This window comes from Arthrobacter sp. AOP36-C1-22, assembly GCF_052377515.1.
In the GTDB taxonomy this organism is placed as follows: domain Bacteria; phylum Actinomycetota; class Actinomycetes; order Actinomycetales; family Micrococcaceae; genus Arthrobacter_H.
Map to the genome: position 1 here is coordinate 1 of NZ_JBQSWW010000045.1, position 14,213 is coordinate 14,213.

At 66.7% G+C, this 14,213-nt stretch carries 10 protein-coding genes; 3 read left to right on the forward strand and 7 right to left on the reverse strand.

Going from position 1 to position 14,213, the window contains the following annotated elements:
- The coding region (locus ACT3S6_RS15365) for a cytochrome c oxidase subunit I (RefSeq protein WP_444555681.1) at positions 1-772 on the reverse strand (772 nt) is incomplete at its 3' end.
- Positions 773-900: 128 nt separating this feature from the next.
- Positions 901-2,331: a replication-associated recombination protein A gene (locus ACT3S6_RS15370; RefSeq protein ID WP_444555682.1), complete on the reverse strand. Its 1,431-nt coding sequence runs from the start codon at positions 2,329-2,331 to the stop codon at positions 901-903.
- 84 nt (positions 2,332-2,415) lie between these two features.
- On the opposite strand from ACT3S6_RS15370, the gene dtd reads away from it, so the two are divergent.
- Positions 2,416-2,856, forward strand: coding sequence for a D-aminoacyl-tRNA deacylase (gene dtd, locus ACT3S6_RS15375; RefSeq protein WP_444555683.1), 441 nt, complete (start codon positions 2,416-2,418; stop codon positions 2,854-2,856).
- A gap of 186 nt (positions 2,857-3,042) precedes the next feature.
- On the opposite strand, the gene aspS is transcribed toward dtd, so the two are convergent.
- Positions 3,043-4,851, reverse strand: coding sequence for an aspartate--tRNA ligase (gene aspS / locus ACT3S6_RS15380; RefSeq protein ID WP_444555684.1), 1,809 nt, complete (start codon positions 4,849-4,851; stop codon positions 3,043-3,045).
- 145 nt (positions 4,852-4,996) lie between these two features.
- Positions 4,997-6,334 carry a histidine--tRNA ligase gene (gene hisS, locus ACT3S6_RS15385; protein ID WP_444555685.1) on the reverse strand — a complete coding sequence of 446 codons (1,338 nt, stop codon included), beginning with the start codon at positions 6,332-6,334 and terminating at the stop codon, positions 4,997-4,999.
- A 231-nt stretch (positions 6,335-6,565) separates the two neighbouring features.
- On the opposite strand from hisS, the gene ACT3S6_RS15390 reads away from it, so the two are divergent.
- Together ACT3S6_RS15390 and ACT3S6_RS15395 are read left to right on the forward strand one after the other, a co-directional pair.
- Positions 6,566-8,182, forward strand: a complete 1,617-nt coding sequence (locus ACT3S6_RS15390; RefSeq protein WP_444555686.1) for a DUF349 domain-containing protein — start codon at positions 6,566-6,568, stop codon at positions 8,180-8,182.
- A 140-nt stretch (positions 8,183-8,322) separates the two neighbouring features.
- The gene (locus tag ACT3S6_RS15395) at positions 8,323-8,922 is read left to right on the forward strand and encodes a hypothetical protein (RefSeq protein WP_444555687.1); all 600 of its coding nucleotides are present in this window, start codon (positions 8,323-8,325) and stop codon (positions 8,920-8,922) included.
- A gap of 21 nt (positions 8,923-8,943) precedes the next feature.
- Here ACT3S6_RS15395 and ACT3S6_RS15400 read toward each other — a convergent pair whose 3' ends face one another.
- The 3 genes from ACT3S6_RS15400 to secD form a co-directional block, all read right to left on the reverse strand.
- Entirely contained in the window at positions 8,944-11,172 is a 2,229-nt protein-coding gene (locus ACT3S6_RS15400) for a RelA/SpoT family protein (protein ID WP_444555690.1), read from the reverse strand.
- Between the two features lie 251 nt (positions 11,173-11,423).
- The gene (gene secF, locus ACT3S6_RS15405; RefSeq protein WP_444555688.1) at positions 11,424-12,431 is read right to left on the reverse strand and encodes a protein translocase subunit SecF; all 1,008 of its coding nucleotides are present in this window, start codon (positions 12,429-12,431) and stop codon (positions 11,424-11,426) included.
- Positions 12,424-14,142 carry a protein translocase subunit SecD gene (gene secD, locus ACT3S6_RS15410; protein WP_444555689.1) on the reverse strand — a complete coding sequence of 573 codons (1,719 nt, stop codon included), beginning with the start codon at positions 14,140-14,142 and terminating at the stop codon, positions 12,424-12,426. Before secD ends, secF begins: the two co-directional genes overlap by 8 nt.
- Between the last annotated feature and the right edge of the window lie 71 nt (positions 14,143-14,213).

Below are 14,213 nucleotides of genomic sequence, written 5' to 3' on the forward strand. Positions count from 1 at the left end.
GGTGCTGCCATAAGATCGGTCCCCCGGCATCGGGGTCGTAGATATGGGCGCCGAAGCGCCGGTCCGCCCCCAGTGCGAACAGTGCGGCAGCCAGCGGCGGGAACGCCATCAGGATCATCAACGAGGTGATCAGGGCGTTCCAGGTGAAGATCGGCATCCGCCACATGGTCATACCCGGTGCACGCAGGCAGATGACCGTCGTGACGAAGTTGACCGCGCCCAGGATGGTGCCGAAGCCGGACAGGGCCAGGCCGAAGACCCAGAGGTCACCGCCGATCCCCGGACTGAACGTGGTGCTGGACAGCGGGGCATAGGCGAACCACCCGAACGCGGCGGCACCCTGCGGGGTGATATAGCCGGCCATGGCAATGGTGGAACCGAAGAGGAAGAACCAGAAGGCCAGTGCGTTCAGACGCGGGAACGCCACATCGGGGGCCCCGAGCTGCAGGGGCATGATGACGTTGGTGAAACCGGCGAACAACGGGGTGGCGAACATGAGCAGCATGATGGTGCCGTGCATGGTGAACAGCTGGTTGTACTGCTCCTTGGTCTGCATGATCTGCATGCCCGGTTCCCACAACTCCGAGCGCATGAGCAGGGCCATGATCCCGCCGATGCAGAAGAAGGTGAAGGAGGCGATCAGGTACATGTAGCCGATGATCTTATGGTCGGTGGAGGTGATCCAGTTGACGACGATGCGCCCCTTGGAGACCGGTACCACCCGGGGGGCGAGAACAGTTGTCTCGTCCGTAGCGTATTCGTAGGTAGCCAAGGGATCCTCCGATCGGCGCAAGCTCGATTCCGCCCGTCCCCCCGGCCGGCCAAGCGTCCTTGGGGCCAGTGTGGCACCTACTGGAGGGTAGGAGAAGGGTTCGGGCCGTAGAGGTTCCGTTGGCGGATTCAGCGACCGCGGATGATCCGTCGGATCCGCTGCAGCCGTTCACCGATGCCACGTTCGGCCCCATTGGCCGTCGGCGCGTAGTAATCGCGACCGACCAGATCGTCGGGGGCGTACTGCTGTTCGGCGATCGAATGCGGGGCGTCATGGGAGTAGAGGTACCCCTTGCCGTGGCCCAGTTGTCCGGCGCCGGGATAGTGGGCATCGCGTAGATGCGGGGGGATCCCCTCGCCTCGACCGCCCCTGACATCGGCGATGGCGGCGTTGATCGCCTGATAGGAGGCGTTGGACTTCGGGGCGGTCGCCAAGTGGACCACTGCCTGGCCCAGGATGATCCGGCCCTCGGGCATCCCGATCAGTTGCACTGCTTGTGCCGCGGCCACCGCACTCTGCAGGGCCGTCGGATCGGCCATGCCGATGTCCTCCGAGGCACTGATCATGATCCTGCGGGCAATGAACCGGGGGTCCTCCCCCGCCTCGATCATCTTCGCCAGATAGTGCAGTGACGCATCGACATCGGAGCCACGAATGGACTTGATGAACGCGCTGATCACGTCGTAGTGCTGGTCCCCGGCCCGGTCGTAGCGCTGGACGGCGGCATCCATGGCCCGCTCGGCATGGGAGGTGTTCACCGGGATCGGGACAGCAGCGTGTTCCTCGCCCTCGGCCGGGGCTTCGCCGTCGTTCCCTGGACTGGCTTCGACACCGTCAGATTCGCCCCAGGCGACCCCGGCGGCGGCTTCCAAGGCGGTCAGCGCGCGGCGGGCATCGCCTCCGCTGAGCCGGACCAGGTGATCCAATGCGGCAGGTTCCAGTGAAACGGTCCCGTCCAGTCCGCGGGGATCCTGAACGGCGCGGACCACCAGTCCACGGATGTCCTCCTCCTCCAGGGGCTGCAAGGTGAGCAGCAGGGAACGCGACAGCAGCGGCGAGATCACCGAGAAGGAAGGGTTCTCCGTGGTCGCGGCGATGAGCACCACCCACCGGTTCTCCACCCCCGGCAGCAGGGCGTCCTGTTGGGCCTTGGTGAAGCGGTGGATCTCGTCCAGGAAAAGCACCGTGGTGATCCGGTTCAGGTCCCGGTCCGTCAACGCCTGGTCCATGACCCGGCGGACATCCTTGACCCCGGCGGTGATGGCACTGAGTTCTACGAAACGCCGGCCGGGGGCCCGGGCGATGACATGGGCAATGGTCGTCTTGCCGGTTCCCGGCGGTCCCCAGAGGATGACACTGGCGGGTCCGGAGGGACCGGGCCCATCGACCCCGGCCAGTTGGCGCAACGGCGAGCCGGGTTTGAGCAGATGTTGCTGACCGACGAGTTCGGCCACCGTCTGCGGGCGCATGCGCACTGCCAGGGGCGGCCGGGGGCGGGAGGATCCGCGGGTGGGTTCGTCCTCGGAGTCGTCATCCAGCGGACTCAACAAATCGTTCACCCATCCAGCCTAGTGCCCGCACGGTGGTGCCGGGGCGTAGCGCTACGGTGGACGGGTGATGTCGTGCGAGCGAAGGGCCAGGGCATGAAGGCAGTAGTCCAACGGGTTTCGAAGGCCTCGGTCGAAGTCGAGGGGACGGTGGTCGGGCGTATCGACGAGCCGGGGCTCCTGGTGCTCTTGGGGGTCACCGGGACCGATACGGACGCCGAGGCCGCCACCTTGGCCGCGAAGATCTGGCGTCTGCGCCTGCTCGAGGCGGAGAAATCCTGCGCCGATCTCGGCGCCCCGTTGCTGGTGGTCAGCCAATTCACCCTCTACGGGGACGTGCGCAAGGGCCGGAGACCGGGATGGTCGGCCGCCGCACCGAGGGCGCTGAGCGAACCCTTGTATGAGGCGTTCATGGCCGCCCTTCGGGACCTCGGGGCACGAGTCGAGCACGGGGTCTTCGGCGGGCAGATGGATGTTTCCCTGGTCAACTCGGGGCCGTTCACCCTCATCGTCGATACGGCCGATCTCCCCGGCTGATCACCACGGGGATCCTGGCGGACCGAAGCACGCCTCGGGGACCGCTCATCGCTTCCCCGGCCGGCCACCACCCGCCGGACGAGGACCGGCCGATGGTGGCCGGCCGGGTCCCCGTCCAGGCGGAGTCGATGTGCTGGACAGCGGTGTGCCCCGGTGCGCTCTGCCGGGCCGCCGGTTCCAGCATGATCAGGCGTCGGCGGACGCCCCGTCCTGCTGGTCCGCCTTGGCGGCCTTCTTCGGTTCTGGCTTGGCGTCGACGCCGGCCTCCTTGCGCTGCTGCGCGGTGATTTCCGCGGGCGCCTGGGTCAGCGGATCGAAACCGCCACCGGTCTTCGGGAAGGCGATGACGTCGCGGATCGACTCGGTGCCGGTGAGCAGCTGCACCACACGGTCCCAACCGAAGGCGATGCCGCCATGCGGCGGGGCGCCGTACTTGAACCCGTCCAGCAGGAAGCCGAACTTCGACTGGGCGGATTCCTCATCCAGCCCCATCATCCTGAAGACCCGTTCCTGCACCTCGCGCTGGTGGATGCGGATGGAACCACCACCGAGCTCGTTGCCGTTGCACACGATGTCGTAGGCATAGGAGAGGGCGTTTTCCGGATCCGTGTCGAAGGTGTCCAGGAACTCCGGCTTCGGGGAGGTGAAGGCGTGGTGGACCGCGGTCCACTGCCCGGCACCGACGGCGACGTCGCCGGAGGCCACGGCGGCCGCCGAGGATTCGAACATGGGGGCGTCGACGATCCAGACGAAGGCCCAGTCCCCGTCCTTGATCAACCCGGTGCGGTGTCCGATCTCGACCCGGGCCGCGCCCAGCAGGGCTCGGGATTCGGAGGCCGAGCCGGCGGCGAAGAAGATGCAGTCCCCCGGGGTGGCGCCGACCGTGGTGGCCAGGTTCTCCCGCTCGAAGTCGGTGAGGTTCTTGGCCACGGGCCCGGTCAACGAACCGTCCTCCTGGACCAGGACGTAGGCCAGGCCCTTGGCTCCGCGCTGCTTGGCCCATTCCTGCCAGGCATCCAAGGTCCGCCGCGGCTGCGAAGCACCGCCGGGCATGACCACCGAGCCGACATAGGGGGCCTGGAAGACGCGGAAGGTGGTGTCCTTGAAGAAATCCTTCAGTTCGGTCAGTTCCAGACCGAAGCGCAGATCCGGCTTATCCGAGCCGTAGTTCTGCATGGCATCGGCGTAGGTCATCCGGGCGATGGGGGTCGGGACCTGCACGTCGATCAGGTTCCAGACGGCACTGACGATCTGCTCGCCCAGGGCGATGATGTCATCCTGCTCGACGAAGGAGGCCTCGATGTCCAGCTGCGTGAATTCCGGCTGGCGGTCCGCCCGGAAATCCTCGTCGCGGTAGCACCGGGCGATCTGGTAATACTTCTCGAATCCACCGACCTGCAGCAGCTGCTTGAACAACTGCGGCGACTGCGGCAGGGCGTACCAGGAGCCGGGGGCCAGACGGGCCGGCACCAGGAAGTCACGCGCGCCTTCGGGGGTGGAACGGGTCAGCGTCGGGGTCTCGATCTCGACGTAACCCTGGTCGTGCAGCAGTTCACGAGCCACCCGGTTGACCTCCGAGCGCAGGCGGATGTTCGCGTGCGGGCCTGGACGGCGCAGATCCAGGTAGCGGTGGCGCAGCCGCGCCTCCTCGCCGACCTCGACGTGCTCGTCGATCTGGAACGGCAGCGGTGCCGAGGTGTTCAGCACGACGACGGAGTCCGCCATCACCTCGATCTCGCCGCTGGCCAGGGCCGGGTTCTCGTTGCCATCGGGACGGCGTTCTACCGTGCCGACGATCTGCAACACGAATTCATTGCGCAGGGAGTGGAAGTCGGCTTCGTCGCGGACCACGATCTGGGCCACACCCGAGGCATCACGCAGATCCAGGAAGGCGACCCCTCCATGGTCCCGGCGGCGGGCTACCCAGCCGGCCAGGGTGACGGATTGTCCGATGTGTTCGGCCCTGAGCGTGCCCAAGTCGTGAGTGCGCAGCACTGAAGTCCTTTCGAGGGGTTCCTCGCGTGCTCCCGGGGGTTCCCCGGGCCCGGCACGCGTTGGTTCAATTATGGGTTTGGGTCGAGTTTACCGGCAGTGGTGGGCCCCCCGACAACCGGGGCGGCTCCCGGGGGGCCCGCCCCGGTCAGGAGGCGCTGATTCCCGGGTGCTGGTCCTCTGCCGGGGGCGTCCAGGCATGCGGGTCGGCCACCACCTGCTCGCCGGAACGGATGTCCTTGACCTCATGGGTGCCCTCGGCTGAGGTGAACCAGACGTAGGGGATCCCCCGGCGGTCGGCATAGCGGATCTGTTTGCCGAACTTCTCGGCCCGGGCCGCGACCTCCACGGCGATGCCGCGGGCACGCAGCGCCGCGGCGACGTCCTGGGCGGGGTACCAGGAGTCGTCGTCGTTCAGAGCGACCAATACGGCGCTGGGGACATCACGGCTGGCCTTCAGGCCGCCGTCGGACAGCATCCGGGAGACCAACCGGCTGACCCCGATGGACAGTCCGACGCCGGGGAAGACGCGGTTGCCCTTCGAGGCCAGGGATTCGTAACGGCCGCCCGAGCAGATGGACCCGAGCTTCTCGTGGCCCACCAGCACGGTTTCGTAGACGGTGCCGGTGTAGTAGTCCAGGCCGCGGGCGATCGAGAGGTCGGCCACGACCTGGCCGGGGGCCCGACGGGTGGCCACGTCGATGACTTCCGCCAGCTCGGTCAGGCCCGTCTCGAGCAGTTCATGCTCCACCCCCAGGGCCCTGACCTGTTCGACGAAGGAGGTGTCGGCGGTGCGGATCGAGGCCAGGGCCAGGGCGGCCCGGGCTTGTTCCTCGGTGGTGCCGATCTCGTTCACCAGCGCTTCGGCGACCCTCTCGGGGCCGATCTTCTCGAGTTTGTCGATGTTGCGTAGCACCCCGGCGGTGTCCTCGATCCCCAGTCCGAGGTAGAAGCCCTCGGCTAGTTTGCGGTTGTTCACCCGCACGGTGAAGTCGCCGATCGGCAGGGCGCTGAGCGCGTCGGCGATGACCAGGGCCAGTTCCACGTCGTAACGGAAGGGTAGGGCCCCATCACCGACGACGTCGATGTCGGCCTGGGTGAATTCGCGGAATCGGCCGTCCTGGGGTCGCTCCCCGCGCCAGACCTTCTGGATCTGGTAGCGGCGGAAGGGGAAGGCCAGGTGTCCGGCGTTCTCCACCACGTAGCGGGCGAAGGGAACGGTCAGATCGAAGTGCAGGGCCAGGGCGTGGGGGTCCGTCCCCGCCGCCTCACCGTCGTCGTTCTGCAGCCGTGAAAGCCCGTAGACCTCCTTGTCGATCTCCCCCTTGCGCAGCAGTTGGCCCACGGTTTCCACGGCCCGGGTCTCGATGTTGCTGAACCCGTGCAGTTCGAAGCTGCGCCGCAGGCTGTCCAGGACATGGAGCTCCACGAGGCGTTCGTTGGGTAGCCACTCGGGGAAACCTGACAATGAGGCCTTGCGTGCCATAGGGGTGAAGACTCCTTCGCGGGGATGGTGGGATGCTGCCGTTCCGGATGGCGTCGCGCCGGCGTGCCCGGGTCCGGGAGGTAACCGCACGATTCTATGTCGTTCGAGACCGCCATAGCGACCCGGCCCGCGGCAAACTACCTTGTTGCAGCACTGACTCGGTACAGTTACGGAGGAAACACAGGGTTCCGGGGAACTTCCGGACCGACTCCGAACGAAAGAGTTTTAGCGGTGAACAGCTCCACGCAATCCGACGACAACGCAGGCCAGCCCGACGAGTCCACCCAAGGTGCGCCCGTAGGCACCTCCGAGCAGCAGACCTCCCCGGCGCAGGCGGCCCCCGCCACGGAGTCAGAGACCCCCGCCACGCAGCAGGCTCCCGCCACGTCGCCCGAGCCGCAGACACCGGCCGCCGACGCCCCGGCCGCAGAGGCAGCGCCGAAGCCCGCCGACGCCCCGAAGCCCACGGCAGTTCCCAAGCCCTCGGCCACCCCGCGACCGACGCCCACCCCGGCGGCCATGCCCCGCCCGCAGGCGGGACCGAAGTCCAGCAAGCCGACCCCGGTGGTCCCCGCTCCCCCGGCCTACAGCAGCGACCTGGACGAGGCCGCGAAGTTCAGCCGCGTCACCGATGACGGCCACGTCTTCGTCCTCGTCGAGGGCGAGGAGTTCCCGGTCGGCCAATACCCGGACGCCACCCCCACCGAAGCGCTCGCCTATTTCGTGCGCAAGCACGACGACGTGGTCAGCCAGTTGCTGCTGCTCGAACAGCGCGTGGCCGCCCACGCCCCCTCCACGGACATGAACAAGACCCTGGACCACCTCCAGCAGCTGGTGACCGAACGGATCATGGTCGGTGACCTGAAGGCGTTGCAGGGCCGGTTGGACGCCGCCCGGCAGGAAGTTGCCGAACGGCAGAAGGCCGAACGCAAGACGCAGGAGGAAAACCGGGCCCGCGAACTGGCCGCCCGGGAGGCGATCGTCGTTGAAGCCGAGGAACTCGCCGCCCAGGATCCGGCCACCGTCCAGTGGAAACAGGGCAGCAACCGGATGAACGAACTGTTCGAGCTGTGGAAGTCGGCCCAGAAGAACGGTCCGCGTCTGGGCCGTTCCACCGAGGACGGCCTCTGGAAGCGGTTCCGTGGGGCCCGGACCACGTTCGACCGCCACCGTCGTGCCTTCTTCTCGCGGCTGGATGCCGATAATTCCGAGGCCAAGCGCGTCAAGGAGGATCTGATCGCGCGGGCCGAGGCCATGTCGGGGTCCACCGAATGGGGGCCGACGGCGGGCGAATACCGCCGGTTGATGGACGAGTGGAAGGCCTCCAAGCGGGCCTCCCGCAAGGACGACGACGCCCTGTGGGCCCGCTTCCGGGCCGCCCAGGACATCTTCTTCAATGCCCGCTCGCGGGCCAACGAGGAACTGGATCAGGAATTCGAGGAGAACCTCGCGGTGAAGGAGAAGATCCTCGCCGAGGCCAGGGCCCTGCTGCCGATCAAGGATCTGGCCGCGGCGAAGAAGGCCTTCGAGCCGATTCGCGACCGCTGGGAGGCTGCAGGGAAGGTGCCCCGCTCGGCCATGCAGCGCATGGAAGGCGGAATGCGCACCGTCGAGGACGCCCTGCGTGGTGCCGAAGACGAGAAGTGGCGTCGCTCCAACCCGGAGACCAAGGCCCGCTCGAACAGCATGCTTACGCAGCTCGAGGACACCATTGCGGAGTTGGAGACCGAACTCGAAACCGCGAAGGCCTCCGGCGACGAACGGCGGATCAAGCAGGCGGAGGAAGCCCTCTCGGCCCGCCGGGCCTGGTTCGAAACCCTCCAGGAGTCCGCCCAGGACTTCGAGTAGGCCTCTGCCGGCTCCTGCTCCCCAGTGACCGGTAACGGTCCGCGGAGCACCCGTGCCCGGCTCTGGAGGGCCGGTCACCAGTATCCACAGGCTGGTGGCCGGCCCTTTTGCCGCGACGCCCCCTTTGCCACAGTGGGTGCATGATGGATCCGATCGAGGCCACCGAGGTCACCGCGCTCCTGCAACCCGGGCGGCCCTTTGCCGCTCCGGAGCTGATGGTGCTGCGTGCCGAGGGGGTCCTGCGCCAGGTGCTGCCCGGGACGTTCGTGTGTTCGGCCGTCGAGGACGGCCCGGCGTTGCGCGCCGCGGCGGTGGCCACGGTGGCCGGCCCCCGGTTGCACGAATCGGCCGTCATCGGACGGCTGGCAGCGGCCTGGGTGCATGGCTTCCACCCGGCACCGGAGGTCCTTGAACTACTGGTTTCGCGGTTCCATCGCATCCCGTTGCAGCGCGGCCCCGTCCGGTTGGCGCTGCATGAATGCGTGCTGGAGCCCAGTGAGGTCCAGGGGCGCTTCGCGATGCCGGTGACGACCCCGGTCCGCACGGGCCTGGACGTCGCCTTCCATGGTGGCCCGGCCGTGGCGCGCCAGGTGCTCAGTCGTCTGACCGGTCCACGCAGCGGTGGGTGCAGCAGGCAGGAGCTGTTGTCCGCGATCGAGGCCACGGGCCGTCGACCGGGTAAACGGGCGGCCTGGGACCTGGTGGCGGGATTGCCGTCGCTGGCGGCCGTCCCCCGATGAGGTCCAGGGCCCCGAAGGCCGCTACGAGCGCCGGCGGCCCTCGGAAGTGCGGTACACGTCGTAGACCCCGTCGATCCGTCGCACCGCGTTCAGGACGTGGTTCAGGTATTTGGGATCGCCCATCTCGAAGGAGAAGCGGGAGGTCGCGACCCGGTCCTTACCGGTGACCACACTGGCCGAGAGGATGTTGACCTGATTGTCCGAGAGCACCTTGGTGACGTCGGAGAGCAGCGATTTGCGGTCCAACGCCTCCGCCTGGATCTCCACCAGGAACACACTGGACTGGGTGGGGGCCCATTGCACCTCGACCAGCCGTTCGGCCTGATCGCCCAGGGCCTGCAGGTTGGCGCAGTCGGCCCGGTGCACCGAGATCCCCGAACCCCGCGTGACGAAGCCGCGGATGGCATCCGGGGGCACCGGGGTGCAGCAGCGCGCCAGTTTGGCCATGACGTCCCCGGCCCCGGGGACGACCACCCCGGCGTCGTGGGTCTGGCGGGAGGTTCCGGGGGTGAAGGAGGGGGTCTCGTCGAAGTCGGCTTCATGCGGGTGGGTCGGGCCCACCAGCGCCTGGAGGTGTTCGATGACGTTCTGGGCGGAGGTGTGTCCGTCACCGACCGCGGCATACATGGCGGCGATATCCGAGTGGCGCAACTGCTGGGCGACGGCGGTGAGCGTATCGTGCGTCATCAGCTTCTGCAGCGGCAGGTTGTTCTTGCGCAGGGCCTTGGTGAGCTGGTCCTTGCCCTTGTCGATGGCCTCTTCGCGACGTTCCTTGGTGAACCACTGGCGGATCTTGTTCCGGGCCCGGGGGCTCTTGACGAACCCCTGCCAGTCCTGGCTGGGGCCGGCACCTTCGGCCTTGGAGGTGAAGACCTCCACCCAGTCCCCGTGGTGGAGTTCGCTGTTCAGCGGGACCAGTTTGCCGTTGACCCGGGCCCCGATGGTGCGGTGGCCGACCTCGGTATGGACCGCATAGGCGAAGTCCACGGGGGTCGACCCGGCGGGCAGGGCCATGACCTCGCCCTTGGGGGTGAAGACGAAGACCTCGGCCGCGTTGATCTCGAAACGCAGCGAATCAAGGAACTCGCCGGGGTCGCGGGTCTCCTGCTGCCAGTCCATGACACTGCGCAGCCAGTTCAGGTCCTGGCCGTCCTGGCCGACGGCCTTGGTCTTAGCCGCACCGGATTTGTACTTCCAGTGCGCGGCGATGCCGTATTCGGCACGCCGGTGCATATCGTGGGTGCGGATCTGGATCTCGACCGGTTTGCCGTCGGGGCCGACCACGGTGGTGTGCAGCGACTGGTACATGTTGTACTTCGGCATCGCGATGTAGTCCTTGAACCGCCCGGGCAGGGGGTTCCAGCGCGCATGCAGGGTCCCCAGGGTCGCATAGCATTCGCGGACGCTGTCCACGAGCACGCGCACGCCCATGAGGTCGTGGATGTCGTCGAATTCCTTCCCGCGCACCACCATCTTCTGGTAGATCGAATAATAGTGTTTGGGCCGGCCGGTGATGGTGGCCCGGATGCGCTGCTGGTGCAGGTCCTCGCCGATGAGGGTCCTGACCGTGGACAGGTATTTTTCGCGTTCGGGGGTCCGGTCCCCCACCATGCGGACGATTTCCTCGTAGACCTTGGGGTGCAGGGCCGCGAAGGAGAGGTCCTCCAGTTCCCATTTGATGGTGTTCATGCCCAGACGGTGGGCCAGCGGCGCGAAGATCTCCAGGGTTTCGCGGGCCTTCTTGGCACTGGATTCCGGGGAAACGTACCGCCAGGTCCTGGCGTTGTGCAGGCGGTCGGCGAGTTTGATCAGCAGGACCCGGATATCGCGGGCCATGGCAATGACCATCTTGCGGACGGTCTCGGCCTGGGCGGCGTCGCCGAACTGGACCTTGTCCAGCTTGGTCACCCCGTCGACGAGCATGGCGACCTCGTCGCCGAATTCCCGGGCGAGGTCCTCGAGCGAATAGTCGGTGTCCTCGACCGTGTCATGCAGCAGCGCCGCGGCCAGCGTGCTTCCGGTCATGCCCATCTCGGCCAGGATGGTCGCCACCGCCACCGGGTGGGTGATGTAGGGATCGCCGCTTTTGCGCTTCTGGTTTTCGTGGCACCGCTCCGCCACGGTGAAGGCGCGGGTGATCAGATCAAGGTCCTCGCGCGGGCTGTTCGCCCTTACGGTGCGCAGCAGCGGTTCGAGGATCGGGGGCTGTCCGGAGGTGCTGCGCCCGGCGAAACGGGCCAGTCGGGACATGGTCCCGCCGCGGCGTCGGGCTGCCGGCGGTGGTGACGCCGGCTTGGCCGGCTGGTCGGCCGCGCCGTTCGCTGCCCGGGCTGTGGGTTCCGCCATGGCAGGTCCTCTCGCTGTACCCGGTTCGCACTACGCTTCCGGGGCCTGGGTGACGGGGAGGCCACGAGCGGCTAACCGCCCGTGGCCCCTCCGTTCCTCAAGGTTATAGCACCCCCGGGGCTCTGCGGTCACTTCCGCTGCCCGGGTGTGACGGCTCAGCCGGCAGTGGCCGCCTGGGAGTGCAGATCGGCCCCGCGCTTGGCTAGGACCTTCTTGTTGTGTTCGCGCACATCGGCCTCGCCGTGGCGCAGCACCGCGTAGAGCGGTGCCTGGATGAAGACGGTGCACAAGGTGCCCACGATGATGCCCACGAACAGGGCCAGCGACAGGTCCTTCAACGTGCCCGCACCCAACAGGTAGGACCCGATGAACAGGATCGAGCCCACCGGAAGCACGGCGACCACCGAGGTGTTGATCGAGCGGACCAGTGTCTGGTTCACGGCCAGGTTGATGTGCTCGATATAGGTCCGATCCGTCTGTTCGAACGTATGGGCCGTGTTCTCGCGGATCTTGTCGAAGACCACCACGGTGTCATAGAGCGAATAGCTCAGGATCGTCAGGAACCCGATGATCGCACTGGGGGTGACTTCGAAACCCGAGAGCGCGTAGATGCCTGCGGTGATGATCACGACCGTGAACAGGCCGATGATCGCTGCCAGCGACATCTTCCAGGTGCGGAAGTAGACGGCCATCAGCAGGGCCACCAACACGACGAACGCGATCAGGCCCAGGAGGGCCTGCTGCGAGACATCCGCGCCCCAGGAGGGACCCACGAAGGAGGAGGTGACCTCGTCGTCGGAGACGCCGTAGGCGTCGGCCAGGGCGTCACCGGCCTTCAGGGTCTGATCGTTGGTCAACCGTTCGGTCTGCACGCGCATGGTGTTGGCCGCGATGTTGGTGACCGTCGGGGCGTGGTCGGGGGCGATGGCCTTGATGGCGTCCTCCCCGACCTTGACGTCGGTGTGCTTGACATCGGAGATGGTGAATTCGGAACCACCACTGAACTCGATGCCCAGGTTGAAGCCGCCCTTGGCGATCGGCAGGATGATCGAGGCCAGGACCAGCACCGCGGCGATGGAGAACCACAGCTTGCGTTTGGCGATGAACGGGTAGGAACGCTTTCCCGTATAGAGCTCGTTGCCCCAGGTGGCGAGATTAGGCATTATCGTCTTCCTTCGTCGCGACCGACTGGGATTCCGCGGACCCTCGTTCGGCTTGTTTGCGTTCGGCGATCGTCTGCCGCCGGGCGGCTTCCTTCGAGGCGCCGGAATGGCGTTTGGAGGTGTCGACCGTCGGGCGGAAGTCGCGGATCCGTCCGGCCCCCTTATAGAGGGGTTCGGCGCCCAACAGCGAGGGGTCCAGCCCCGAGAGGCGGTGGCCTTCGCCGAAGAACCGGGTCTGGGCCAGGATCTGCAGCATGGGGTGGGTGAACAGGAACACGACGATGAGGTCGGCGATCGCCGTCAGCCCCAAGGTGAACGCGAAGCCCTTCACATTGCCCACCGCCACGACGTACAGCACGACGGCGGCCAACAGGTTCACCGCCTTGGAGGCGATGACCGTCTGCTTGGCCCGCTTCCAGCCGGTTTCCACGGCCGAGGGCAGGGATCTCCCGTCACGAAGTTCGTCACGGACCCGTTCGAAGTACACGATGAACGAGTCCGCCGTCAGTCCGATGGCGACGATGATGCCGGCGATGCCGGCCAAGGAGAGCCGATAGTTTTGCGCCCACCCCAGCAACACGATGGCCAGATAGGTCAACACCCCTGCCACCAGCAGCGAGACGATGGTGACCAGGCCGAGCAGCCGGTATTGGAAGAAGGAGTACACGGCGACCAGGGCCAGCCCGATGATGCCGGCGATCATGCCCATGCGCAGCTGATCCGAACCCAGGGTCGCCGAGATCTGTTGGTCCGACTGGATCTCGAAGCTGATCGGCAGGGCGCCGTACTTCAGCTTCTCGGCCAGGGCCTTGGCGGATTCCTCGGTGAAGTTGCCGCTGATCTCCGCCTTGCCGTTGCCGATCTGTGCGTTGGCGGTCGGGGCGGTGAGGACCTTGCCGTCCAGGACGACCGCGAACTGGTGCTGCGGGCCCTGCATGGAGACCAGGCGCTTGGTGACTTCACCGAACTTCTTGGCGCCCTCGGAGTTGAACTCCAAGTTGACGACCCATTTGCCGGTGTTGAATCCCTGGTCCGAGGTCGACATGCCCGAGGTGGCATCGGCGATGTCCGTCCCGGGGATGGCGACGGGGCCCAAGATGTATTTGGCCTGCTGGTTGGGATCGCAGGAGATCATCGGAACGTCGGGATCGCCGTTCTCGATATTGGACTTCGCGCTTTCGTCCGCGCAGTCATAGGCCTCGAACTTCTTCAGCAGCTTGCCGTCGATCCAGTTCTCGTCCGAACCGTTCTTCGGCTTCGCCGTCGGCTTGGGCAGGTCGGCCTTCTTGGTGCGCTCCGCCTTGGGGGTCGCTTCCCAGGTCCCGGCAGCGATGACGGGACGGAACTCCATGTTCGCCGAGGCCTGGATCAGTTCGCGGGTCTTCTCATCCGGGGAACCCGGCATGGAGACCACGACGTTGCGGCCTGACTGGGTGGTGATCTCCGCTTCGGAGACACCGGAACCGTCGACACGCTGGCGGATGATCTTCACCGCTTGTTCCAGCTGTTCCTGGTTGATTTCCTGGTCGCCTTGGACCTTCGGGGACAGGATCATCTGCGTGCCGCCCTCCAGGTCCAGGGCCAGCTTGGGGGCGAAGGTCGATTGCTGGGTTGCGACGCCACTGATCAACACCGCCGAAAGGGCGAGGATCATCACGCCGAGCCACAACAGCGCGCGGCGCGCGTGTTTGATCGGGCCTGTCTTGTTCATTATGGGACTTCCTGCTCAAGACGCCTCTGAAGGACGTCGGAGTACGGCAGAACGCGGCGTCGGGCGCCCGG